This is a genomic window from Paenibacillus lutrae (assembly GCF_009757775.1).
Classification (GTDB): domain Bacteria; phylum Bacillota; class Bacilli; order Paenibacillales; family NBRC-103111; genus Paenibacillus_F; species Paenibacillus_F lutrae.
The window spans coordinates 1-24,673 of the sequence record NZ_RHLK01000010.1 but is presented as its reverse complement, the minus strand read 5'-3'; the positions used below and the strand labels follow the sequence as shown (position 1 = coordinate 24,673).

The following is a 24,673-nucleotide window of genomic DNA, read 5'->3' as shown; positions in this document are numbered from 1 at the left end:
TTTGCCGGTTCCTCTCCTCCGTGAGTTTCACCAGCAGGTCCGATTTTTCAACAAATAGACTGCGACTGATGTTTATGCCACCATTTTCAGGCATCTTTCTGAATCCATTTTTCAAAAATTCGTATTCTTCAAGCTTTTTTTTCGCCGTTTTGCCGTACGATTTGCTGGACATTCTTCATTCAGGTAATAGTATTTGGCCAAGTCCTCCTCATTCAGGTATAACAGAGACGTTTAGCCAACTTCCATTTTTTTTCGACAATAAATTTGAATATTCTACATCACGAAACCTCTCGTCCCGCTCACTGCCTAGGTTTACTCAGGAATCAAGAAATACTTCTTCTTCTTTTTAAATGGAAATTAATCACTTAGTTATTATAACAATCGGGATCAAAATAACTTTTATCGAGGGCGTTCATCAAATAGAGGAATTTTCCACCAAATTTCGACACAAAATTGGAGACAAGTTTGTATAAAAATAGTTAAAATAACAGTTTAAAACTTCGCCAACTTAGTTTATAATCATTGTTATGAAGGAGGTGAGGGGATAGAAGATAAAGGAAGCAAGGAATATGAACAGGAGGTCGATCAGCTTAGATTCACTAGACGATTTGTTGCATGAGGATTCAAATGGAATTACAGCAGTTCCCTGATTTCGAGTTGAGCTACTAATTCGATGCTTTTGAACTACTATTTTTCTTACTAATGAAAGCGGATTCATCTTGCACGTACTAAACACAACTACTAGGAGGAATATTATACTATGGTTCAACAAACAAGACTATTCAAGGTATCGCCAGTCCTTACTGGCATTGTGATGGTAATGCTGGCGGTAGCTTTTTCACTTCTTTTTGCTAAAAGCGCTTCTGCACACGGTTACATTGAAGGCCCTGCTAGCCGCGCGGCTCTTTGTAAAACTGGCGCTAACGTAGGTTGTGGAGCTATTCAATACGAGCCGCAAAGCCTTGAAGCTAAAGGTAACTACCCTGCTGCAGGTCCTGCTGACGGTCAAATCGCAGGCGCTGGCGCATTCCCTGAACTGAACGTTCAGACAGCTGACCGCTGGACTAAAGTAAACCTGAACACTGGCGCTAACAACTTCACATGGAAATTGACTGCTGCTCACGCAACTAAAGAATGGAAATACTACATCACTAAGCCAGGCTGGAACCCTAACAAGACACTTGCTCGTTCCGACTTCGACCTGTTCTGCTCTTTCAATGATGGCGGCAAACGCCCTGATTTCAGCGTAACTCATTCTTGCAACATCCCAACTGACCGCACTGGCTACAACGTAATCTTGGCAGTATGGGAAATTTCCGACACAGGTAACGCTTTCTACAACGTAATCGACGTTAACCTGGGTGGTAACAATGGCGGTGGCGCTACACCTGCAGCACCATCGACTCCAGCAAACCTGACTTCTTCCGCTCAAACTACTTCCAGCGTGAGCCTTAGCTGGTCTGCTTCCACAGCAGCTAGCGGTATCAAGAACTATGAAGTATACCGCAACAACACACTGGTAGGTACAACTACGACGACTTCTTATTCCGATGCAGGTCTGACTGCTAACACAACTTACTCCTACACGGTAAAAGCTGTTGACAATGCAGGCACGAAATCTATCGCATCCTCTGCTCTGTCCGTTAAAACTGCTGGTGACAGCTCTGCATTCCCTGCTTGGAATGCTGCAACTGCCTATGTAGGCGGCAGCAAAGTAACACACAACGGTGTTTCTTACCAAGCTAAATGGTGGACACAAGGTGAAACTCCTGGATCCGCTGGCGTATGGCAAGCGATCTAATCTAACCATGTAAAGAAGGCCGCTCAAAAGTTTCATTTTGAGCGGTCTTTTTCTATGAAGAAAATTTCAAAGTTTCTCCCCCGCCCGGTACTTCCTCCTGCTTAGAGACTCCGAACGCTACTCGCCGTTATCTCCAGATCAACCAGGAACTTCCCGCATATAAGATAGCACTGAAGTAGAACAAAGCATCAATGGTGAGCCAGTCGATGATCGTCCCGCCGATTATGACCGCAAATCCTGAAAATCCGCTATTTTCCGCAGGTGCTGCTTTCAGCTGGATTCCCCCTTCGCCTCAACTAAAACCGGATTCCAACAGAAATAGCAATGACCGGATTCCACTGGAAAATCGGCCATTGCTATGTCTATTATCCATTTGTCTTCTTCACCGTCACTCACAATACGTACCTCTTTCACCTAAAAACCCGAATGATATTTATCCGGACTGGAGGAATTGTGTTTGGTTCCTTCCTTATCTTTCTCTTCTTGCTGCTCTATATTTAAATCTTCCACAGGAATCGGGTCCACATTCTGCTGACTTTCATACATATCGAAGAGACTTTCTTTCTCCGTCGGATATTGCTCTGGATGATCGCGGTTTCCCTTCTGTTGAGTCTGCTGTTCAATCTCTTGTTCGGTCTTCTTAGGTTCTGGCATACAACTCACCTCACTTCGATTTGGTATAGGTTAAATACCTCAAATCGAAGGAAGTCAAACAGGACGATTACATTTCATCTTGCCTGCCAATGATATAGGCGAATATCTGTATTCGCTTTCAGAAACGTTCCAGCGCTATATCGAAAACTAAGAGGCGTTTTCCGCTCCGGTCCAGAATCTGCATGGCAGATTGCAAAAGTTCGGACATCGCTGAATCATCATTCGAAGGTATATCTACACTTCGGGGTGCCTGATCATCCAGCGTCACATCGTCTAGCCTCCATGTGCCATCCGCATGATCGGTCACGTTGTGTACGTGATCCAGCGCCATTTGCAGCGCACGCCTTAGAGCGGTCGTCGCGTTGAGACCTGAACAGCCGTACCAGAGGCCATTCGTTCCGACCCACATCACCGGGAAACCGAACAGATCCTCTTCTGATCCAAACAAGGGTAACCCGCTGGCGGCTGTTAAATCTTGCAGGAGTGTGCGGCATCTTTCATCTTCTACGATCCCCAGTTCAAGTTTTTTAATAGCTGGTTTCTGGGTCTGCTGCCGCTTTCCCATTTCCTTATCCAGATAACTTTCCAATCCGCTGCATACCCCTTCTACGAAAAAAGGCCATGCTCCTGTCGCACTCAATCCTTCCGACTGCAATTTTCCCATGTCCATGATCCACTCTCCTTTCCATTCATACTGTGAGTATAAACCGCGATTCATTAGTATTCTTGCTGGATACCGCAAAATCCTGCCGAAACTTAAGTGATTTTTCTAAATATTTATAAATTTCTATTAAATGTCACAACTATCCCGAATTTTGTTAAGTGGATACCGGGGTCTGCCCTCCCTTCATCCCCTCATATCTTACATCATATAAAGATCAGGTTGTCTTGATGCTTGACCTTGCTATTTTCTTTTGGAACAGGGACATTCGCACAGTCCCCTCTCCGTTTAAGTGCATATTCTATCTCGTTCTAACAATCTTTTACCGAATAGGAGCTGGATACGAATGGGTTATGTTGGTGGAGCTGGTGGAGTCGGCGGAGTCGGCGGAATCGGCGGAATCGGCGGAGTCGGCGGAATCGGCGGAGTCGGCGGAATCGGCGGAGTCGGTGGCGTTGGCGGTTATGGTGGCGGAGTTGGCTTTACAAGTACCGGAGCCATTCTGGTTCTCTTTATCCTGTTGGTCATCATAAGCCGTGCGTTTCTGTATTAATCAGCCGTGCAGCGGTGCTGGGGGCTTACTCTAAGCCTGCACACAACAATCGTTCGACTGGCGCCGTCCCTCGGCGCCAGTTTTTTTACTGAGCTCTTATGTGAAAGGGTTCACCGCCGCCGAGCCGACCACGAAGACGTTATCCGTGGTCCCGGTAACCTTTCGCACACCTCACTTGTTCATAATCTGTTCGTAGAGACGCTTGAGAATAAGTGCTTCAGCCCACAGAGGTAAAGGCTGTTCGAGATTTTGTTTCCATACCGGATCTGTCAGAAGCCCCTGTTCGTATAGCCAGTCAACCGCTTCAAGTTTCCAGTCATCAGGACCCGAAGGGCCGGGTATATGAAGGCCCATTGCTTTTGCCACCCCATCTCCAATCGTATCGGCAAGCCTTTGTAAGAAGGACGGATTACTCAGCAGATTTGCATCAATCAAATTGTCCACGAACAAATTCTCGATCAGCAGAGCATCCATTTTAGTCTCGCGGAGAACGGCAAAATTCGCTTCTTTCTTACCACGGTCTTTCACGCCCTGCGTACTCAAAAACTTCATGATCTCATCATGAACGACGTTTTGTTTCTGACCACTTGCTCCATTCCGGGTTCCCGGATACACATAGGTCTCGAATCCTTCCCCGCCCCCTGCATTATGATGCAGAGCAACGAAGTAAGCGGCACCCCATCTGTTGGCCAAATTTGCCCGTTCAGACAATTCCACGAACACATCGGTATCCCGGGTCAGCTTTACATTCGCGGAGTAAGTGTTTATTAAACGATCCCGGACTTTCAAGGTCAGATGCAGTGCGAGTGATTTCTCTACAAGTCCGCTGCCTTGTGCGCCGGAGTCCTTCCCGCCATGTCCCGCGTCCAGCACGATGAGGGGAAGAACGGGAGCTGCCGGGCCGGAGGCCATCATTTTATTGTATAGCTTCAGAATAGAGTGACCGTATGTCTCTCCGGCTTGCAAGGCGTCTTGCAGCGATGCGTATTTCTTCCGGTCGTATCCTGGGACTGCCCACCTGCCGGACAGATCCTCCCAATTCGGGGCAATGCCGCGCGTAACTAAATGAAAGCGGGGATCGATGATCGCTTCACCCCCCGGGAGCGGATTTTTCGAAGCATAAGCATATAGATGCTGAATCTGTGCGGTAACACCGGCAGCTATAGTCGGGAAACTGTTGCCGGGAACACCGCCAGTTGCGCCGATGCCCGCGAAATTGTTTTGTTCCGGTTTAACATCTCCCCCGAACCGGAACCAGTTGGTTTCGTGTATCGACTGTGCAACAGCAACGTCTCCGCGGACGCCGTATTTGGCGCCGATGTCAACAAAGTTGCGGGCGATCTCTGCATTGAAAGACGGATTTACGGTGCGGATAAAGTTCGTAATTTTACTCGCATCAGCTTTTGTCCTGCCCATAATCGGATGTCTGGTCACAGCCGCTGCACTTATCCCGTACTCTTCCATCTGCCTCACCTCTTATTTTGCGTTTATACATATAGTTTATGATAATTCTGACTTTATGCGAGTGTGTCTGTCCATTTTATTTACAAAATTCAAAAGCCGCCTTCATATGAAGACGGCTCATCATTGTGCATCTGCACCCTATGTCAATTTATTTAAAAACTTTTACACGCTCTTCAAGCGGCTGAAATTCCTTCTCGCCCGGCTGCATCGTCGGTTTGCCGAAAGGCATTTGAGCAATCAGCTTCCAGCTCGCAGGAATGTTCCACTCTTGTTTCACAGCTTCATCAACAAGCGGGTTGTAATGCTGGAGGGAAGCGCCCAGACCTTCAGCTTCCAGGCTGGTCCATACCACAAACTGCAGCATGCCCGAAGAGTGTTGAGACCAGATCGGGAAATTGTCTGCATACAGCGCAAAGTTTTTTTGCAGTCCTTCTACAACGCTTTGATCCTCGAAGAAAAGAACGGTACCGGAACCGCTTTGGAAGGCAGCCATTTTGTCTGCGGTAGAAGCAAACTGCTCTTCATTGTTCACAACTTTGCGCAGGGTTTCTTTCGTAATGTCCCAGAATTTATCATGTTGTTCATTTAAAAGCAGAACGACTCTTGCGCTTTGGGAGTTAAAAGAGGAAGGCGTATGCTTAACAGCCTCGTTAATCAGTTCCTGAATTTTATCTTCTGAAACAACGGTTTCTTTGCTGATTCCGTAAATGGAGCGTCTGTTCTTAAGAGCTGTAATAAAATCCATAGCCATATTGTATAGCCTCCTACGTTTTGTTAGTAACCTACTTTATTATTGTAACGTATTCTTTAGAAAAGTAAACCCTTTTTTTAAAAATACCGTTGATAGAGTGCGTATTCTATAACTGCTTTATTCTTCGAAGCCGACAAACCCAAAAAAGACCGGACAAAGCGACACAGGCGTCATCTGTCCGGTTTCTTGTATGGTAAACATTAAACATTAAACATTAGATACAGGCTCCGTCTAACTGGAAAGAGTGGCTTGCGGAGCTTCGGCAGGCTTGCGGCGGATCATGATGTAGTAGCACAGAACAGCCCCGAGATCGGAAGCGGCAATCACAACTCCCATCGGTACCGCTGTTGCGCTTCCTGCAATTCCTACCAAGGGCGCGACCATTGCACCGAGTATAAAAGAGAGCAGCCCTAGCAGTGCCGAAGCACTTCCTGCCGAATGACCGTAATTCTGCATCGCAAGGGAGAAGCTGGCGGTGCTTACAAGCCCGACACTCGATACTACGAAGAAAAGCGGGATAAGAATGGCAGTTAATCCTGCTCCGGCAAGAATCATAGCAAGCAGCGTTACACCTCCCAATGAAGCGATAAGCAGGCCGCTGACGAGCAGCTTCGTTTCACTGACCCTGCCGGCCAAACGCCCGGCAATCTGCCCGGCAATGATAATGCCGATGCCATTAATGGCGAAGAACAGGCTGAACATTTGCGCAGAGGCATGATGAATATTTTGTATGACAAAAGGAGATCCCGAGATATAAGCGAACATTGCCGCGGAAATCAGCCCCTGCGTCAGGGCATACCCCATAAACATCCGGTCACGAAGCAGAGTCCGGAAGGTTCCGATGGTCTGTTTCATGCCTCCCTTGAATCTTTTCTCCGCCGGCAGCGTCTCCGGCAGACCGAACAATGACGCCACCAGCATGAGAATACCGATTAATGCCAAGACTAGGAATACGCCCTGCCAGGATGTGAACTGGAGCAGCTGTCCCCCCACAATAGGCGCCAGAATGGGTGCCGCTCCGTTAATGAGCATAAGGAGCGAGAAAACCTTCGTCAGCTCCGAGCCGCTGTAAAGGTCCCTCACCACCGCTCTGGAAATGACAATCCCTGCCGCACCCGCCATTCCCTGAATAAAGCGGAGCAGGATCAGGCTCCAGATCGACGGCACAACGGCACACAGGAGCGAGGCTGCCGTATAGACACCGAGGCCTGCGAGCAAAGGCAGGCGGCGGCCTTTGATATCACTGATCGAGCCTGCAAAAATCTGGCCGACCGCCAAGCCGAGCAAGCAGGAAGTCAAACTAAGCTGTGCCAGTGAAGCGGTTGTGTCCATATCATCTGCCAGCAGCGGCAGCGCCGGTAGATACATATCCAGCGACAGCGGTCCGAAGGCGGACAGAGCGCCCAATACAAAAACGAGCCATATTTTGTTCGAGCGGAAGGAAGAAGTACGGCTTTGAACTCCCTTCTCTTCCCGCTTGTTTCCCGTACCTGGCATCACCATCATCCTATCTTTGTATAAAAATTAAGAAACCATCTTGTGAGAATGTCAAGATCAACGTATACACTAACGCACACTTAACTGCGTGTCAATACGGCTTCGAGCGCAAACCTGGTTAGGCTGTGCACAGGAAACAAGCCCATCTGACGGGCAGAAGGGCCTGCTTTTGGAGCCAGCTTTTCGTTACTCTCTTTCCTCTGCCAGCTTTCCGGTACTCCCTTTCCTCTTCTGCATCCCTACAAGTAGCAAGGCTTCACGCATACCGGTTTGGATACGGATAACGTATATCCTGTGAACTCCAGCCGGCCGCTGCCCGAATCAACCCGATAAGTTACCACGTTGTCACTATCGCGGTTAGCCGCAATAAGATAACGCCCTCCCGGGGTCAAGGCAAAATGACGGGGATGCTGACCTTCCGTAGAAACATGCTCGATCACGCTGAGCTTGCCCGAACCATGATCGATCTTGCAGACGACAATGCTGTCATGGCCGCGGTTGGAGCCGTACAAATAATTACCATCTTCCGATACCGTCACTTCTGCGCAAATGTTGTCGCCCTCATAGGTCGGCGGAAGGGTGGGAAGAGTCTGAATCGGATTCAGCTGTCCCGATTCCGCCTCATAAGCGAACGCGGTCAGGCTCGAGTCAATTTCATTGATCACATAAGCAAATTTACCGCTAGGATGGAAAACCATATGACGGGGACCTGCTCCCGGATGGAGCTTCGTCTCTCCGTGGAGCTCCAGAACTTTGTTCTTCGGATCAACCGCATAGGCGACAATCCGGTCCAAGCCCAAGTCAGGGATGAACACAAAACGGTTGTCCGGGCTGAACAGTGCCGAGTGAGGGTGCGGTTGATCCTGCCGCTCCGGATTCGGGCCTGAACCTTCATGCTGTTTCACATCCAGCAGCTCCCCGATCGTCCCGTCCTCATTCACGGCAACCAGACCGATGAGTCCCCCGTGATAGCTGGATACGACCAGAAACTTGCCGCTCCGGTCGCGCTGAATATGACAGGTGGGCGCTGAGACCGTTGCCGCCCGGCTGTAAGAGCTTAGCTTCCCGGTTGCCGGGTCGAGCGTTAAACAGACGGCTTCCCCTCTTTTTCCGCCGTCATCCGCCGCCGCTTCCGATATAACATACACTCTGCTGCTTTTTGTATCCACATCCAGGAAAGTAGGATTTTTAAGACCGGATGCCTCATCCAGCAGCGTCAGTTCTCCGGTTTCTTCATGGAGCCGGGCTGCGTACACACCGGGTCCGTCCGCTTCCGCATAAGAACCTATCATAATGAAATGCTTGTCCGATAATGTTGTCATAAAGTGTTCCTCCTCGGTTGGATTGTATATGTAGTCGATTATTTCCGTAATGACACCGCCGTACAGACCTTCCGCAGCGGCAGGATAGAACCTTATATTTTTTTCCAATACGGACGGTTCCTTTAAATGTACACCGTATCCCTTAGCAAAATCAAACAAAGGAATCCTGTTCAGGTGATTATTCTAGAGCCCGTCTGTAAACAATTTAACTGACCCTTTAATTTACCCTTACAAAAGAAGGAAGTGGATTCATGCTTTCCCCCTATAAAGAGTGTGACTTTTCCCCAATGAAAGAAAGTCTCAAAGAAGATATGCGGCTGTTGACCGGCAGAATACAGAAAAGCATCGAAACCCTCGATCAGGATAATTACTGCATGCTTAAGGAAATTGAACAGATTAAAGAGAGTTTTCTGAGCATCGAATCCCGTGCATCCACCTTTTACTTAAACTGCTACTTGTCGCCGTTTACCGATAAATACACGGAACTTTCCATCTCTGTCCAGAATTTGTCCCGGAGACGGCACGGTGCATTGATCGTAATCGAACGAAGCGACGCGCTTGAACCCATCATTCAAACCGGCATACCGATCGGCGCTGAAGTCACTCAGTCTCTGCTGGAGTCTCTGTTCTACCCGGGCACTCCCCTGCACGACGGAGCCGTTCTCATTCGGTACAATCAGATTGTTTCGGCCAAAAATATTTTGCCGCTGTCTCATATCATTCAGCCTGAACCCAAGCTTGGCACCCGTCACCGGGCTGCAATCGGGTTATCTGAATTAAGCGACGCCATCATACTCGTTGTCTCTGAGGAAACAGGGAAGGTTTCTTTTGCCTCGAAGGGGAATTTGTATCCCATTGTTCCGCAGCAGACCGCTTCGAATCAGATGAGCGTTTAGAGCACCAGTCTCCATAGTGCGAAGCTGACAATGCCTGCGATTACAGTACCGAATAAACTTCGCGTCCATACGGCCACGCAGATAGCCGGGAGCGCCGCAAGCAGTTCCAGCGCATTATCTGTCAGATTAAACCGGCCTTCGCTCAGAAGCAGTTCCTGGGCCAGCAGCGCGGCCATGACGGCAACCGGGATATGCCGGAGCCATCTTGTTCCCAGGTCGGGCAGCTGAAGCTTGCTCAGTGCAAGCAGAGGCAGCACACGGGGAATCCATGTCACGAGTGATGTACCGGCAATCATCCACCAGAACCATTCTCTTATTTCCATTTCTCAATCACCAGCCCAGCCGTCGCTGCAACCAGAATAGCTGCAAGAACATTCAGATTCGGATTCAGTACATAACTTCCGCCTACGACCGTCGCAGCTGCCGTCACCGCTACAATCAGATCAAGCCGCAGCTGCCTGCGCGCCGCAAGCTGCAGAACAAGCAGCCCGATAAACATGGCTGCAAGCGCAAAGGTGAGGCCGAATTGCTCCGGATCGGAAATACGCTCCCCCAGAAATCCGCCTGCCATATTGGCGGCGAACCAATTGAGGTAAGCCGTCAAATTAAGTCCGAGCATCCACTTGTAGGACAGCCGCTTCCGGACCGCTCCCCGGTTGACCGCTACCCCGAAGGTCTCGTCTGTGAGCTGGGAACCGATCGTCACATTCTGCCACCAGGTGAATTTGCTGAAATAAGGAGCTAGAGCGGCGCTCATAAGCAAATGCCGGAGATTCACGAAGAATATGGTCGCGACGATCGCCAGAACGGACTGGCCCGCAGCGATCATTCCAGCCGCAATAAACTGACCGGAGCCCGCGTACAGCAGCAAAGACAAGAGAGCGATCTCTGCCAGACTCATTCCCGCAGTCTTCTCTACGACACCTGCGGCAAATCCGATACTCCAATAACCGAGTAAGGTAGGCACACAATCTTTGACCCCCTGCCGGAACGTATCTTCCTGCGTAGATTCTCTGCCTGATTCCTCTAGCGCAGAGGATCTATTCTTGATCACGGGAATAGCTTCCTATCTGTTCGTTTGCAAGTTCAAAGACTCCAGTCATTTGAGTGAGAAAAGAATGAATGACCTCCAGCTCTTGCTGCGTATAGGACGAACAAAGTTTTTGGGTATGCTGAGACAGAGGCTCATACAGGGTGTGATAGGACTTTTGACGCTCCAGGTTGGGAACGATGATTACACGGCGGCCGTCTCTTGGATCTTTCTGCCGGGTAATAAATCCCACGTCCTCCAGCCTGTCTAGAAGAGCCGTGACGGTGCCGGTTGTCAGACCCGTAATTTTGCTGAGTTCTCCGGCCGTGATCGGACCGGTTTCATTTAAGATATCGGCTGTTTTTAAATCCGTATGGATGACACCGATGGAAGATGCAGCATTTTGATGAAAAAGAACGATTCTTGTCGACAGCTTTCTCATCTGCGAAATCATGGCAGGTACCGGTGTAGGTTGCACAGGTAAATCACTTGACAAGGAAAATTCCTCCTCATAAACTAGAAAATATCTTGACCATCAAGATAACGGATGACGGGATTTTATTTATTTTATCGAATCTAAGACAGTTTGCAAAGGAGAAACCGCTTTGATAGACAAAAACACTAATCTTAAGTATGTCGTAACCGGACTGCTTCTCGCCATTCTGATGTCAGCTATGGACAACACCATCGTCGCTACTGCAATGGGCACGATTGTCTCGGATCTGGGCGGCTTCGACAAGTTTGTCTGGGTCACCTCGGCTTACATGGTTACAACGATGGCCGGAATGCCGATATTCGGCAAGCTCTCGGACATGTACGGGCGCAAACGGTTCTTCCTGTTCGGATTAATCGTATTCCTGATCGGTTCGGCATTGTGCGGAATTGCGCAGGATATCGTACAGCTCAGCATTTACCGGGCTATTCAGGGTATCGGAGGCGGAGCCCTGATGCCGATTGCCTTCACAATTGTATTCGATATCTTCCCTCCGGAAAAACGCGGGAAGATGACCGGTTTGCTCGGTGCCGTATTCGGAGCATCGAGCGTACTCGGTCCTCTGCTCGGAGCTTATATCACCGAATACATAAGCTGGCATTGGGTGTTCTACGTCAATGTTCCGATCGGGATCGTATCTCTGATCTTAATCGTCCGGTACTATCACGAATCCAAACAGCATGTGAAACAAAAAATCGACTGGTGGGGCGCCACAACACTGGTCGTGGCTGTCGTCAGTCTCATGTTCGCGCTTGAGCTCGGCGGTAAGGACGGATTTGCTTGGGATTCCACTCCCATCATCAGTTTATTCGTAAGCTTTGCTGTATTCTTTGTCCTGTTCTTTATCATTGAAACCAAGGCCAAAGATCCGATCATATCCTTCTGGCTGTTCAAGCAGCGCTTGTTCGCAACGTCTCAGATACTGGCTGTTCTCTACGGAGCCACCTTTATCATTCTGACCGTCTATATTCCGATCTACGTTCAAGCGGTCTTCGGAGGATCGGCTACCAATGCCGGCCTTATTCTGACTCCGATGATGCTCGGCAGTGTAGCGGGCAGTGCGATCGGCGGGATTTTCCTGGCGAAGACCAGTTTCCGCAACCTCATGCTGATTTCGGTTTTCTCCTTCTTCATCGGCATGTTCCTGCTGGGAGGACTGACTCCGGAGACTAGCCGCAGCATGCTGACCGTGTTTATGATTATCGCAGGATTCGGAGTCGGCTTCTCGTTCTCCCTTCTTCCTACGGCCTCAACTAACAATTTGGACCCCCGGTTCAGAGGAACCGCGACATCTACGAACTCCTTCTTGAGGTCGTTTGGCATGACTATCGGGATCACGGTCTTCGGCACGATTCAGAGCCATGCATTCAGTAACAAGCTCGCGGAATCCTTCCAAGGGATGGCCGGAGGCGCTGCAATGGGTGGAATCGATATGAGCAAACCCCAGCAGCTTTTCCAAGCGGAGGCGCGGGCCCAAATCCCACCGGACATCCTCGCTAAAATTACAGATGCGATGTCTCAATCGATCGCATATACCTTTATGCTCGCCTTAATTCCGATCGGAATTGCGGTCATCACGGTATTCTTCATGGGGAACTCCCGCGTCATCTCATCGAAGGAAGCGGACAAAGAAACAAGCGGCGCTTCCAGAATCTGATTTTCAGCCCAATCATTCCGTGAACAGTTCCTATGGAGCTGTTCTTTTTTTGCACCCTGTAAACACAGGACAAAGAGCCTTCGCCGATGCGAAAGCCCCTGCGCCTGCTATTGAGATGAACTCATGAACACTCATACACGTGATATAGAAATATCTTCGCCGTTGCCGTCGATCACAAGGTCTCTGCCTTCCAGATACCAAATGTCGCTCTGTTCCATAAAGAAGCTGATTCCATCCTCCTCGGCAGTCACACCGGGATAATGCGGTGAATCTTTCATAATACCGAACGTAAAAGCGTCTTCTCCGCCTCCGCTGTAACGGACAAAGATACGAACCTGATCTCCGCTTTGAAAGCCCCAGTCTCCTTTAAAACACGCGATTGCACCCGGTGATACACGGATTCCCATCTCGGCCGCCCCCTTTCACTGTTTGAGATTCACTGTTTGAGACTTCTCTCTTCTTCTTATGCGATCCAATTTCCGCTGTGGAATATCGGTTCCATGGTACCGTCAGGCAGTTCACCGTCAATGTCCAGATCAGCGGACCCGATCATGAAATCGACATGCGTCAGACTCACGTTACCCCCATGCGCCAACAGCTCTTCCGGGGTCATCTTCGTTCCATTCTCCAGTGTAAACGGATAGGCGCTGCCTAATGCAAAGTGGCACGAAGCATTCTCGTCAATTCCCGTATTATAGAAAATACGGCCCAGATTCGAAATAGGCGAATCATGCGGAACGAGCGCCACTTCACCCAGGTAATTCGCCCCTTCGTCCGTTTGCAGCAGCGAGGTCAGATGCTCCATCCCTACTTCGGCCTTGTAGTCAATCACCCTGCCGTTTTTAAAGGTCAGCTGGAAGTTGTCTACCAGCCGTCCGTTTAAATTAAGCGGCTTCGTGCTGCTGACCGTACCGTTAACTCCGCCCCGCTTGGGCATCGTAAAGACTTCCTCTGTCGGCATATTCGCCACGAAATACACGCCCTGTTCGTTGACCGAACCGCCTCCGAGCCACAGATGCCCTTCAGGTAGCTCTACGGACAAGTCGGTACCCGGAGCTTTATAGTGCAATCTGCGGTATTTCTTGGCATTCAAATGCTCATGTGTCTCGGTCAGCTGCCTGATATGCTCCTGCCAGGCTTCGATCGGCTGCTCCTTATCCACCCGGTTAAACCGGAAAATCGTCTCCCACATAGCCTCGATCTGTTCGTGCTCAGGCAGCTCCGGAAATACCCGGGCCGCCCACGCCTTGGTCGGTGCCTTGACCAGGCACCAGCTGAACTTGTTGCTCCGGACATAGCTTTGGAACCGCTGTCTGGCTATAGAGGCCGCTTTGCTTGTCCGGGACACCTTCGAAGTGTCTATCCCTTTGAACAGCTGGGGGTCCGGCACTTTTATATTGAGCAAGGCGCCGCCGCTTTCCGCGATTTGCTCCATCATTCTCGCTGTCCATTCCGGGTAGAAAGAGAAAGACTCATCCGGTGCGGATTCGTAGCGGATCCGGGTCGTCGCTTCATCGCTCCATTCCACCTGCACATACTTTGCCCCGGCTTCATAAGCCTTCCGCACTATGATCCGCGTAAATTCAACCGATTCGATCGGCGACTCAATATATAGGACTTGGCCCGGCTGAATATTCACCCCGACTTTAACGACTAACTCTGCATATTTGTCCAGTTTGTTCTCAAAAGAATTCATATCTGCTGCCCCTTAAGGTTCAATTTTATGTAGGTAATCTTGTCCAGGTAAAACGTATTTCCCTCCCCTAACTTTACTCCTCAGCTGCGCAAAAAGAAAGTCCGGCACGTCTGTCAGCCCAAGCATCCCGGGCCTCTCTTGAAAGAGACAGCATACGAACGATATCCTGACAGAAACCTTTCCCTTGTAATGAAACCAGATAAACGAGCGATTACAACAAAATAAGTTAAAAAACAAACAAAACGGGCGAATAAATGAGCATCCTGTAGAAACCGCCGTATTCTAACCCGTTTTTAAGCAAGAGACGATTAGAATCCAGTTCATTCCTCCGCTATAATGTCACCTAGTTAATCATCGGCCCCGACTTTTCTGAGAGTGGAAAGTCATTATCCAAATTGTATAAATACGGGAGGATTAGTTGTCTTGCTTACTCAACTGAATAAAACCTGGTTTTCCAATCCGCGCAGTGATATTTTATCCGGCATAACCGTCGCCCTTGCGCTCATTCCTGAAGCCATCGCGTTCTCCATTATAGCGGGTGTCGACCCTATGGTGGGACTCTATGCGTCTTTTTGTATGGCAGTCGTCATTTCGTTTACGGGCGGCAGGCCGGGCATGATTTCAGCAGCTACGGGTGCTATGGCGCTCCTGATGGTCACGCTTGTGAAAGATCACGGGCTGGAATACTTGTTTGCGGCTACCGTTCTCACGGGGATTCTGCAGGTGATTCTCGGGCTGCTCCGGCTTGGCAAACTGGTCAGGTTTGTACCCCAATCCGTTATGACCGGCTTTGTCAACGCGTTAGCCATTCTTATTTTTGCTGCTCAACTGCCCCATTTTATCGGTCAAAACTGGGTCATGTACGCACTTGTCGCGCTTACCCTGCTCATTATCTATGTACTGCCCAGATTTACCAAAGTTATTCCGTCGGCTCTTGCAGCCATCCTGATCCTATCGGCCATTACGATCGGCTTCGGTATGGAGGTCAGTACCGTCGGTGACATGGGACAAATTACAGGCACCCTGCCTTTGTTTCATTTGCCGATGATCCCTTTAAATTTTGAAACGCTTGCCATTATTTTTCCATACGCCATGTCACTGGCGCTTGTCGGGATTCTGGAGTCACTGCTCACCGCAACGATCCTGGATGAAATGACGGATACGCCAAGCGATAAGAACCGGGAAGTACGCGGACAGGGTTTGGCTAATATCGTCACCGGTTTCTTTGGCGGTATGGCAGGCTGCGCCATGATCGGACAGTCGGTAATCAATGTTAAATCCGGCGGACGCACCCGTCTATCCACACTGGTCGCCGGTATATTTCTTCTATTCCTCATACTTGTACTGGGTAAAGTGGTTGAACAGATTCCCATGGCCGCCTTGGTCGGCGTCATGATCATGGTATCGATCGGAACTTTTGACTGGAAATCCATTACCGGGTTGATCCGGGTACCGCTTTCGGACGCAATCATCATGATCGTTACGGTAAGTATTGTGGTAATCACTCACGATCTGTCCAAAGGCGTATTCGCGGGCGTGCTCCTGAGCGCGGTAGTATTCGCTTACAAAATGTCCAAAATCCGTGTCACGCGGACCCTTCAGGGAAACACGGCAACCTATCAGGTGCGCGGCCAAATGTTTTTTGGGGCAACCACCCATTTTGCCGAACAATTTACCTACACAGACGATTCTGACCGTATCATCATTGATTTCAGCCATTCCCATATATGGGATTCGTCCGGCGCTGCGGCCCTTACGAAAGTGCTGACGAAATATCACCAGATGAACAAACAGGTATCGGTTACCGGATTGAACGCAGATAGCAAGCATTTGGTGGAACGTATCGCCGGTACGGCTGGCGGGACGCATTAGGTAACGCATCTCTACAATATAAGATAACCAGACTCAGACTCATTTCCGGTAGGCACTGCTGCATAGTGTCCCTGGAATGAGTTTTTATTTGGTTCTTACTCGGCCCATTCCGGCAATCCGTGGCAGCCCGGTTGTTTTTGAAGCCAAGATTGCGTTACTATGAGAATAAAACCGTCGCCACGCTACATGTCAGACGCAAGTCCTAAGATCTTACGCCTGTCTTCATCCGTGACGGAAGGAGGCTTATTTCATGGAACAAGTTGTTATTATCGGAGCCGGCCCGTGCGGAATATCTGCGGCCGTCGAAATGAAAAAAGCGGGGATTCCCGCGATTGTTATCGAGAAAAACTGTCTGGTACATTCGATTTACCAGTACCCGACCCACCTGCAGTTCTTTAGTACCCCGGATCTGCTGGAAATCGGGGATGTTCCATTTACTACGCCGAACGATAAACCGTTCAGACAAGAGGCTCTGCATTATTACCGCAACGTAGCCAGACATTACGGGCTGCAGATCCGCAGCTATGAGGAAGTGACCTCCATCCGTAAAGAGGGGGATTCCTTTGTTGTGCGTTCTGTGGACCGTGCGGGCAAAGAAATCGTAACGAATGCCAGCCAGGTCGTCATTTCGACCGGATATTTTGATACGCCTAATCTGCTGGGAATTCCAGGCGAAGATCTTCCCAAAGTCACGCATTACTATCGGGAGGCCCATCCTTACACGAACATGAAGGTAACGATTATCGGTGGAAATAACTCTGCCGTGGATGCCGCTTTGGACCTGATGCGCGTTGGCGCGGATGTTACGGTTGTTTACCGCGGAGACCAGATGTCTGCCAGCATCAAGCCTTGGGTCAGGCCCATCTTCGAGAGCATGGTACTCAAAAGCCGTATCCGCATGCTGTATTCCTCACGGGTCGTAAGCATCGACGATCTGACCGTAACGATTGATGAGAACGGGAGTGAAAAGATCATCGATAATGATTTCGTACTCGCGCTGACCGGATTCCGGCCGGACCGCAGCCTGCTTACCCGTTCGGGTGTAGAGCTTCAGGGAGAGTATTTCCAGCCGGTCTATAACCCCGATACGATGGAAACGACCACACCCGGACTGTATGTAGCCGGCGTCATCGCTTCGGGTCATAATGCCAATGAAATCTTTATCGAGAGCGGACGTAAGCACGGCAAAGCGATAGCCGATCATTTGCTTACCCTGCGGGAGAACCGGTAAGCAGTACCGCAAGGCCGCCAGTATAGCCGGCATCGCTTTACTCCAGATTTTAGCGGCTGAGCGGCAGGACGGAAACGCTTCATAATGGAGGGGATTCATTTGTTCGAACGCAAAGACTATCTGATCACTATGATTTCAAGAATGATCGAAGCCATCGCAAGCCGGGTCGCTAAACTCCGCAGGGAGAACAAACATGAAGAAGCGCTGGAAGCGCTCGGAGAACTTTATGGAAAATTCTATCTTCCCCCTGCCAAAGTACTCGGTTCTGTACAGGAAGAAGATGCGTTTCGCATGCTCCGCACAGGCCCTGCTCTAAACAACGAGAAGCTGGTCGCGGCAGCCAGGCTGCTTCGTGAAGAAGGTGAGATCTATGAGGATATGGGACAGGAACGGGAAGCCTATCAGCGCCGTGTTAATGCCCTGTTCTTGTACTACCATGCGGCCGAGCAGGGCGCCGATACCAAAGATATTCCGGTACATGAGGAAATTAAGGCCCTTCAGAACCGGCTGAAAGCTTACCGTTTGTCCCCTGCCGCCCACTTTAAGCAAATGGAATACTTTGCAAACCGGGGCCGCTTCGATGAAGCGGAGAACATCCTGTATGAACTTGGGCGGGAGATAAGTGATGATAGGCAGCTTCCTGAATGGGGATTACATTTCTACGAGCGGCTGCTTCATTTGAGCGATCAGGAGCTTGAGGACGGCGGACTTCCCCGCAGCGAAGTCGAACTCGGACTCCAGGAATGGAAATCTGCTTGGCCCCGGCTGGAGCAATCCGCCACATAACTGACAACGGTATGGGTCGTTATATCCAAAAAACCGCTGCCCAAGAAGCAGTCGCCGGTTTCGCGTATACGCTGTATGGGAGCGGTTATCTGGCAAGAACCAAGCTTATACGGCTGTAAGCTTAAGCAGTCGGTTCTTAGTTATTCAGAGCTTCTTCTCAGCTTGAGCTGCTGCTACGTTAACTTCATTCCTTATCTTTGGGTCCGTGTAAAGGGAGCCAGTTCAGCACTTTGGCAATCTGCCTGTCCCAATAGGCCCATTCATGAGCTGTGCCTTCTTCCTCTTCGTAGTGAGACGGAATTCCCAGACTCGTCAAATGGTCGCGGAAAGCCGTATTTTCCTCATAGAGGAAATCGGTTGTTCCGCAGCATTGATATAACCGGGGAAGAGCGGTCTTCTCCTCTGCCGCTTTGGCAGCCAGGGCAAAAAGATCATTCTCCGCCGCAAGTTCCTTGCCTTCTCCGAAGATTAACCGGTAATCATGCGGAACACGTTCAGCCATCTCCTGCACACGCATAGCTCCCGACAGACTCGCGGCGGCTGCAAATCGGCCGGGTTGGCGCAGGGCCCACTTGAATGCGCCATAACCTCCCATGGAAAGACCGGCGACAAACGTGTCTTCCTGCCGGTCCGATAACGGGAAGAAGGACTGGCAGACCCTCGGAAGCTCTTCAGACAGGAACGTCCAATAGTTGTACCCGCAGGCCATATCCGTATAGAAGCTCCTTCCGATATTCGGCATGATGACGGCGACTCCGAGCGGAGCCGCGTATCGTTCGACAGCCGTGCGCCGCATCCAGATGGAATGATCATCGGACAGGCCATGAAGTAAATAGAGCGTGGGGTGCTTGCGCCCGGACGATCTGCCTTCCATCCCGATTTGTGTACTCGTCTGCTCGGGTAGAAGAACATTCACGGACGTAGATACGCCCAGTACTTCCGAATAGAAATCACATTGGATAAATGCCATCTTATTCTCTCCTGACTTTGGTTAAATAACCTATGGTGAAATAATGATTGACTTACCAAACTCCGTTAGGTTATACTCGGAATTGTCTTTTTCAATGAAAGAAGCAAAAAAGAAGCAAACCCTTAGCAAACCAGACAACTGTATATGCTAAATTTTCTTATCAAGAGTGGCGGAGGGACAAGGCCCGACGAAGCCCGGCAACCGATTGCAGCGATTTTTCCGCAATGACATGGTGCCAATTCCTTCAGAATCCTAATCGGTTCTGGCAGATGAGAAGGTCATTTTCGATATCCGAAAAGCCCTTTTTGTCCTATACAAATCGGGTTTTTTCTTATTTTTCCGAGCAAAGAAGGTGAAGCTATGATCAAGCTGCAGCAATTGAGAAAAGAATACCGCAGCGGTTCGCATACAACGCATGCCCTCGAAGAAATCAATCTCACGATTGCGAAGGGTGAAATTTTCGGTATTATCGGTCATTCAGGCGCCGGTAAAAGCACGCTTCTCCGGAGCATCAATCTTCTGGAGCGTCCGACTGAAGGCAAGGTTATTGTGGATGGAGTCGATCTCACATCTCTGAGCACGAAGCGTCTGCAGGAGCAGCGCCGCCGCATCGGCATGATTTTCCAGCACTTCAACCTCCTCTCTTCCGCAACCGTGGAAGAGAACATCGCTTTCCCGCTTCGGTTGGCGGGGACAAGCAAATCCGCTGTGAAGGCCAGAGTCCGCGAGCTGCTGAATCTTGTCGGCCTTGGCGAGCAGGGCCGCAAATACCCCGCACAGCTGTCCGGCGGACAGAAGCAGAGAGTCGGCATCGCGCGAGCGCTTGCGACGAATCCGGACGTGCTGCTGTGCGATGAGGCCACATCGGCTCTCGATCCGCAGACGACGAATTCGATTCTGGCTCTGCTGCTGGACATTAACAGCAAGCTGAATATCACGATCGTGCTCATTACGCATGAAATGCACGTCATCCGCTCGATTTGTGACCGTGTCGCCGTCATCCATGCCGGTCAGATCGTCGAGCAGGGGCCTGTTGCCGAGGTATTCTTGAAACCCCGGCATGGGGTCACCAAGCAATTTATCGAGCAGGTCGCCGACCCGGTGGAACTGGATGCAGCGGCAGCAGACCAGACGGATGCCGGCACCGTAATCCAGATTAATTTCCTGGGTGAGACGACTTACGATCCGATTCTATCGAGAGCCGTACAGCAGACCGGCGTAACCTTCTCGATCCTGCAGGGAACGATTTCCCGGATGAAGAACACGCCTTACGGCCAGCTTGTCGTAAGGCTGCAAGGACCGGCCGAGGCCGCCGAGCAGACCATCGTCCTGCTTCGCGAGAGCGGCCTTGATGTGGAGGTGTACAACCATGGATTGGTCTAGACTCGACTGGAGCGAGATCGGAACAGCTACTAATGATACGCTTATTATGCTCGGATTATCCGCCGTGTTCACTTTTGTAATCGGACTGCCGATCGGAATTCTGCTCTTCCTGACTTCCAAAGGCAACCTGCTGGAGAACCGGTTGTCCAATATTATTTTGTCCTTTGTCGTCAATGTACTGCGTTCTGTCCCGTTCGTCATCCTGATGATCGCGGTCATTCCGCTTACCAAAGTACTCGTCGGCACATCCATAGGCGTCAAAGGAACCATTCCGCCGCTTGTTATTGCAGCGGCGCCGTTCTTCGCACGGCTGGTCGAAACGGCCCTGCGCGAAGTGGACCGCGGCATTATCGAAGCCGCGCAGTCCATGGGTGCGGGACGCGGACAGATCGTACGCCGCGTCCTGCTTCCGGAAGCCCTGCCGGGCCTAGTCGCCGGCATTACGATCACCACGGTCACACTGGTGTCCTACACCGCAATGTCCGGTATGATCGGCGGCGGCGGACTGGGTGACCTGGCGATCCGTTACGGCTACCAGCGCTTCCAGACCGAGGTCATGATCACGACCGTCGTCATTCTTCTTATCCTGGTGCAAATTTTGCAAATGATCGGAGACCGTCTGGTTCTCCACTTCACGCGCAAATAATGCGATAAATAGAACTCATTAAAGGAGGAAACCTGCAAGATGAAAAAGAATACGCTGTTCGTCTTTATCCTGATTATCGCCCTCGCTGCTTTGTCGGCCTGCGGCAACAAGCCTGAATCCGGTGCAACTCCTTCCCCTGAAGGCGGTAGCGGCTCCGGGAGCGCACCCAAAGAAGTAACGCTCAAGGTGGGCGCAAGCGCCGTTCCTCACGCAGAGATCCTCGAATCCGTGAAGGACAAGCTCAAAGCAGAAGGCGTCACTTTGGAAGTTAAAGTGTTTACCGACTATATTCTGCCGAATACTCAGCTGAGCGAGAAACAGCTTGATGCAAACTTCTTCCAGCACCAGCCTTACCTGGATCAATTCAACAAAGACAAAGGTACCAAACTTACCAGCGTAGGCGGCGTTCATATCGAGCCTTTCGGCGGGTATTCCCGTAAAGTAAAATCCGTGGATGAAATTAAAGACGGAGCAACCGTCGCGATCCCGAACGATCCTTCAAACGGCGGCCGCGCTCTGGCCCTGCTTGAGAAGAGCGGACTGATTAAGCTCAAAGAAGGCGTTGGCGTCACGGGTACCGCGAAAGACATCACCGAGAACAAGAAGAACCTGAAAATCAGAGAGCTTGAAGCAGCCATGCTGCCGCGCGTACTGGACGAAGTCGAGCTTGCCCTGATCAACACCAACTATGCGCTTGAAGCGAAGCTGGTACCGGCGAAAGACGCTCTTTTCATCGAAGATAAAAATTCTCCATACGTGAACATCATTGCATCGCGTGAAGATAACAAAAACGCAGAAGCGGTTCAAAAACTGATCAAAGCACTGCAAACGCCAGAAGTTAAGAAATTCATCGAAGACAAGTACCAAGGCTCCATCATTCCAGCATTCTAATTTCAGACAACTGGATTATTATCCCAGTTGGGTATTCCATGACTGGGATGCAGGAACGAAAAACCTTTCCGCCGGAGGTCCGGTTGGAAAGGTTTTTTTGTTGCGCCGTTAATGTCCGGCGGCGTGCTTGTCCTAGCCCGGCCAGCCTGATTATTAACGGTATGCTTTAATAAACTCGACTGCTTTACGGATATCTTCGGCAGGGTTATCCCCTACTTCACGTTCTATCGTCAGATAGCCTTTAAATCCGATATCTTGAAGCGCTTTGAAGTACTGGTCAAAATCAACCTTGCCCTGACCCAGCGGCAGCTCCTCGAACAGCTTGCCTTCACGCAGCATGTCTGCAATGCGCTCGTGTCCCATCGGCTCAAAGCCTACCGCTCCGTACAGAATACGCGGGTCAAATTCCTGATGACGCAGGCCGTCTTTCACATGGGTGTGAACGATATAGTCTTTGAGTGTATATACGCCTTGTACGGGGTCGTCACCTGTAACCATGATCATGTTAGCCGGGTCAAAGTTAACGGATACGCCGTTGGTGCTGAGCGTGTCCAGGAAGCTTTTGAGATGGGCAGCCGGTTCCGGGCCTGTCTCGATTGCGAAATAGCCGTTCATGCTCTTTGCATATTGCCCCAGCTCTTCACAAGCTTCCTGCATGGCTTCGAAGATTTCGTCCTGCTCGGAAGGAACGATCCCGATATGCGTCGTAACAATGTTCGTACCGAGTTCCAGTGCGAGATCCATCACGCGCTTGGATTTCTCGATCTTTTCTTTATTGTCCGCACGAACCTGGAAACCGTGTCCGCCAAAATCGCCTACCAATGCGGATACCTCAAGCCCCAATGAATCAATATACGCCTTGAGCTCTTTGCGCTGAGCCGGGTTCAGGTTGTCCGGGTACATTTCACCTTTGATGGCATAAATTTGAACGCCGTCTGCTCCAACTTCTTTGGCTTTCTGCAAGCCTTCACGTACAGGCAGCCCGAAGCTGTCTACAATGACGCCGATTGGATTCGGAATACTCATATAGCTGTTTACCTCCGACTATTATAATTCGATTTCTTTACCTGCCGCGCTGGATTCATAAATACCGCACAAAATTTTCATCAGCTCTAAGCCGTCTTCAACGGGGGAAATCGTCTCATGGTTGCCCAGGCAGCAGCCGACGAAATGATCCACTTCACGAAGGAATCCCGCTTCGAAATCAAAGGTCAGGTGATCAATCTGTGGAGTCTGGTTAAGAATTGTGTTATGTTTCTCCGTTACGATCATCAGTTCAGGCTCGATTTCAGCTCCGCCTTGGTCGCCGAATAATTTAACGGAAATTTCATCTTTCTTGGCATGCAGGGTAAAACTTGCTTCTACGGACAGCGCCGCCCCATTCTCAAAACGGATCAGAGCAGAAGCCATATCTTCTACCGTATTCTTGGCCGCATCGTAATCCGCAGCCTTATAGAAGCTTAAATTCTCAATATGTGAACGATTGCCCAGCTTGTCATATGTAACGGCAGATACGGACTTCACCTTCGGCTTGCCCATCAAATACCAGCAAAGATCAATTACATGAACCCCAATGTCAATAACAGGCCCGCCGCCGGAACGTTCCACATCGGAGAACCATCCGCCAGGATTGCCGAGGCGTCTGAGAACAGTAGCTTTGGCGTAGTAAATCTCACCCAGTTCGCCCGCTTCAATAAAACGTTTGGCTACGTTTGTATTCGTTCCAAAACGGCGCACAAACCCGACCTGCAGCACCTTGCCCGACTTGCGCACGGCTTCCTGTACTTGTTCTGCTTCTTCTACAGTCTTGCACAGCGGCTTCTCTACGAGTACGTGCTTGCCTGCTTCTACGGCAGCCTTACTTATTTCTGCGTGCGTATTGTTCCATGTGCAAATGCTGACCGCATCGATTTCGGGGTCGGCTAATAGCTGGTGATAGTCGGTAAACGTTTTCACAGCACCGTATTTATCAGCCTTGGCCTTGGCCCGCTCCTCGTTCAGATCGCATACCGCGTGAATTTCGACTTGGCTGTTCTTTGCGTACGCGCCGAAATGATACTCGGAAATTGAGCCGGCACCAATGACACCGATTTTAAGTTTTGACATGCTTCTCCTTCTCCTCCATTGTCTATAGAGTTCACTCCTCCTCCATTCTTGCATGAAAAGGAAACGTCTTCAAGCTAATTTAAGGAAGCAGTGAACATTTTTTTAGTTATAGTGATTAATATTATTTATCAAGATAAAACCTGCACGACTAAACAAAAAAGCACACCCGATTTATCAGGTATGCTTTCAGATTGCAGACAAACTCCTTTGTTCCGAATGGAACTCAGGAGTTTGTCTTGTTTGGAGAAATAAAAAACTCAAAAATGCAGTAAGTTTCTGTTTTGAGCCACCGGTTCTCCAAAGCCAGGTGGCT

At 50.0% G+C, this 24,673-nt stretch carries 24 protein-coding genes and 1 riboswitch; of the genes, 10 read left to right on the top strand and 14 right to left on the bottom strand.

Going from position 1 to position 24,673, the window contains the following annotated elements; all coding sequences use genetic code 11:
• The first annotated feature begins 760 nt into the window (after window positions 1-760).
• Window positions 761-1,801 carry a lytic polysaccharide monooxygenase gene (locus EDM21_RS16510; protein ID WP_157337210.1) on the top strand — a complete coding sequence of 347 codons (1,041 nt, stop codon included), beginning with the start codon at window positions 761-763 and terminating at the stop codon, window positions 1,799-1,801.
• 414 nt (window positions 1,802-2,215) lie between these two features.
• Here EDM21_RS16510 and EDM21_RS16505 read toward each other — a convergent pair whose 3' ends face one another.
• Both EDM21_RS16505 and EDM21_RS16500 read right to left on the bottom strand, forming a co-directional pair.
• A complete protein-coding gene (locus tag EDM21_RS16505) occupies window positions 2,216-2,455 on the bottom strand; it encodes a hypothetical protein (RefSeq protein ID WP_157337208.1) in 240 nt (79 codons plus the stop codon).
• A gap of 118 nt (window positions 2,456-2,573) precedes the next feature.
• Window positions 2,574-3,125: a hypothetical protein gene (locus EDM21_RS16500; RefSeq protein WP_157337206.1), complete on the bottom strand. Its 552-nt coding sequence runs from the start codon at window positions 3,123-3,125 to the stop codon at window positions 2,574-2,576.
• 427 nt (window positions 3,126-3,552) lie between these two features.
• Between EDM21_RS16500 and EDM21_RS25410 the strand changes: the two genes are divergently transcribed.
• Window positions 3,553-3,669: a YjcZ family sporulation protein gene (locus tag EDM21_RS25410; protein ID WP_338044005.1), complete on the top strand. Its 117-nt coding sequence runs from the start codon at window positions 3,553-3,555 to the stop codon at window positions 3,667-3,669.
• Between the two features lie 171 nt (window positions 3,670-3,840).
• On the opposite strand, the gene EDM21_RS16490 is transcribed toward EDM21_RS25410, so the two are convergent.
• The 4 genes from EDM21_RS16490 to EDM21_RS16475 form a co-directional block, all read right to left on the bottom strand.
• Window positions 3,841-5,133, bottom strand: coding sequence for an N-acetylmuramoyl-L-alanine amidase (locus tag EDM21_RS16490; RefSeq protein WP_157337202.1), 1,293 nt, complete (start codon window positions 5,131-5,133; stop codon window positions 3,841-3,843).
• A gap of 148 nt (window positions 5,134-5,281) precedes the next feature.
• Entirely contained in the window at window positions 5,282-5,884 is a 603-nt protein-coding gene (locus tag EDM21_RS16485) for a nitroreductase family protein (protein ID WP_157337200.1), read from the bottom strand.
• A gap of 231 nt (window positions 5,885-6,115) precedes the next feature.
• Window positions 6,116-7,381, bottom strand: coding sequence for a multidrug effflux MFS transporter (locus tag EDM21_RS16480; protein ID WP_157337198.1), 1,266 nt, complete (start codon window positions 7,379-7,381; stop codon window positions 6,116-6,118).
• A gap of 239 nt (window positions 7,382-7,620) precedes the next feature.
• On the bottom strand, window positions 7,621-8,703 hold the full coding sequence (locus EDM21_RS16475; RefSeq protein ID WP_157337196.1) for a lactonase family protein: 1,083 nt from the start codon (window positions 8,701-8,703) through the stop codon (window positions 7,621-7,623).
• A 251-nt stretch (window positions 8,704-8,954) separates the two neighbouring features.
• Between EDM21_RS16475 and cdaS the strand changes: the two genes are divergently transcribed.
• The gene (gene cdaS, locus EDM21_RS16470; protein WP_157337194.1) at window positions 8,955-9,599 is read left to right on the top strand and encodes a sporulation-specific diadenylate cyclase CdaS; all 645 of its coding nucleotides are present in this window, start codon (window positions 8,955-8,957) and stop codon (window positions 9,597-9,599) included.
• Here cdaS and EDM21_RS16465 read toward each other — a convergent pair.
• From EDM21_RS16465 to EDM21_RS16455, 3 genes are read right to left on the bottom strand one after another with little or no spacing between them, the layout of a single operon-like run.
• Window positions 9,596-9,922 (bottom strand): AzlD domain-containing protein, encoded by a 327-nt coding sequence (locus EDM21_RS16465; protein ID WP_157337191.1) that lies wholly within the window; start codon window positions 9,920-9,922, stop codon window positions 9,596-9,598. The genes cdaS and EDM21_RS16465 overlap by 4 nt on opposite strands.
• Window positions 9,913-10,650, bottom strand: a complete 738-nt coding sequence (locus EDM21_RS16460) for an AzlC family ABC transporter permease (RefSeq protein WP_166542067.1) — start codon at window positions 10,648-10,650, stop codon at window positions 9,913-9,915. Before EDM21_RS16460 ends, EDM21_RS16465 begins: the two co-directional genes overlap by 10 nt.
• Complete coding sequence (locus EDM21_RS16455; protein WP_157337410.1) at window positions 10,640-11,083, bottom strand: MarR family winged helix-turn-helix transcriptional regulator; 444 nt, start codon at window positions 11,081-11,083, stop codon at window positions 10,640-10,642. Before EDM21_RS16455 ends, EDM21_RS16460 begins: the two co-directional genes overlap by 11 nt.
• Before the next feature lie 151 nt (window positions 11,084-11,234).
• Between EDM21_RS16455 and EDM21_RS16450 the strand changes: the two genes are divergently transcribed.
• Window positions 11,235-12,779: an MDR family MFS transporter gene (locus EDM21_RS16450; RefSeq protein ID WP_157337189.1), complete on the top strand. Its 1,545-nt coding sequence runs from the start codon at window positions 11,235-11,237 to the stop codon at window positions 12,777-12,779.
• A gap of 131 nt (window positions 12,780-12,910) precedes the next feature.
• Here the strand turns inward: EDM21_RS16450 and EDM21_RS16445 are convergent, their stop codons facing one another.
• Both EDM21_RS16445 and EDM21_RS16440 read right to left on the bottom strand, forming a co-directional pair.
• The gene (locus tag EDM21_RS16445; protein WP_157337187.1) at window positions 12,911-13,186 is read right to left on the bottom strand and encodes a HesB/YadR/YfhF family protein; all 276 of its coding nucleotides are present in this window, start codon (window positions 13,184-13,186) and stop codon (window positions 12,911-12,913) included.
• Window positions 13,187-13,242: 56 nt separating this feature from the next.
• The gene (locus tag EDM21_RS16440) at window positions 13,243-14,475 is read right to left on the bottom strand and encodes an aminopeptidase (protein WP_157337185.1); all 1,233 of its coding nucleotides are present in this window, start codon (window positions 14,473-14,475) and stop codon (window positions 13,243-13,245) included.
• Between the two features lie 423 nt (window positions 14,476-14,898).
• On the opposite strand from EDM21_RS16440, the gene EDM21_RS16435 reads away from it, so the two are divergent.
• From EDM21_RS16435 to EDM21_RS16425, 3 genes are all read left to right on the top strand, one after another.
• Complete coding sequence (locus tag EDM21_RS16435) at window positions 14,899-16,347, top strand: SulP family inorganic anion transporter (protein WP_157337183.1); 1,449 nt, start codon at window positions 14,899-14,901, stop codon at window positions 16,345-16,347.
• Between the two features lie 250 nt (window positions 16,348-16,597).
• Window positions 16,598-17,578 (top strand): YpdA family putative bacillithiol disulfide reductase, encoded by a 981-nt coding sequence (locus EDM21_RS16430; protein WP_157337181.1) that lies wholly within the window; start codon window positions 16,598-16,600, stop codon window positions 17,576-17,578.
• A 99-nt stretch (window positions 17,579-17,677) separates the two neighbouring features.
• The gene (locus EDM21_RS16425) at window positions 17,678-18,364 is read left to right on the top strand and encodes a DUF6483 family protein (protein WP_157337179.1); all 687 of its coding nucleotides are present in this window, start codon (window positions 17,678-17,680) and stop codon (window positions 18,362-18,364) included.
• Between the two features lie 184 nt (window positions 18,365-18,548).
• Here EDM21_RS16425 and EDM21_RS16420 read toward each other — a convergent pair whose 3' ends face one another.
• A complete protein-coding gene (locus EDM21_RS16420) occupies window positions 18,549-19,334 on the bottom strand; it encodes an alpha/beta hydrolase (RefSeq protein ID WP_157337177.1) in 786 nt (261 codons plus the stop codon).
• Between the two features lie 154 nt (window positions 19,335-19,488).
• A riboswitch (SAM riboswitch) is annotated at window positions 19,489-19,610 on the top strand.
• A gap of 84 nt (window positions 19,611-19,694) precedes the next feature.
• Between EDM21_RS16420 and EDM21_RS16415 the strand changes: the two genes are divergently transcribed.
• The 3 genes from EDM21_RS16415 to EDM21_RS16405 are packed head-to-tail and all read left to right on the top strand — an operon-like array spanning window position 19,695 to window position 22,254.
• The gene (locus tag EDM21_RS16415; RefSeq protein ID WP_157337176.1) at window positions 19,695-20,717 is read left to right on the top strand and encodes a methionine ABC transporter ATP-binding protein; all 1,023 of its coding nucleotides are present in this window, start codon (window positions 19,695-19,697) and stop codon (window positions 20,715-20,717) included.
• Window positions 20,704-21,363, top strand: a complete 660-nt coding sequence (locus EDM21_RS16410; protein WP_068774771.1) for a methionine ABC transporter permease — start codon at window positions 20,704-20,706, stop codon at window positions 21,361-21,363. Before EDM21_RS16415 ends, EDM21_RS16410 begins: the two co-directional genes overlap by 14 nt.
• Before the next feature lie 39 nt (window positions 21,364-21,402).
• Window positions 21,403-22,254: a MetQ/NlpA family ABC transporter substrate-binding protein gene (locus tag EDM21_RS16405; protein ID WP_157337174.1), complete on the top strand. Its 852-nt coding sequence runs from the start codon at window positions 21,403-21,405 to the stop codon at window positions 22,252-22,254.
• 153 nt (window positions 22,255-22,407) lie between these two features.
• Here EDM21_RS16405 and EDM21_RS16400 read toward each other — a convergent pair whose 3' ends face one another.
• Together EDM21_RS16400 and EDM21_RS16395 are read right to left on the bottom strand one after the other, a co-directional pair.
• Window positions 22,408-23,280, bottom strand: coding sequence for a sugar phosphate isomerase/epimerase family protein (locus EDM21_RS16400; protein ID WP_157337172.1), 873 nt, complete (start codon window positions 23,278-23,280; stop codon window positions 22,408-22,410).
• Window positions 23,281-23,301: 21 nt separating this feature from the next.
• The gene (locus EDM21_RS16395; RefSeq protein WP_068774768.1) at window positions 23,302-24,360 is read right to left on the bottom strand and encodes a Gfo/Idh/MocA family protein; all 1,059 of its coding nucleotides are present in this window, start codon (window positions 24,358-24,360) and stop codon (window positions 23,302-23,304) included.
• Window positions 24,361-24,673: the final 313 nt, after the last annotated feature.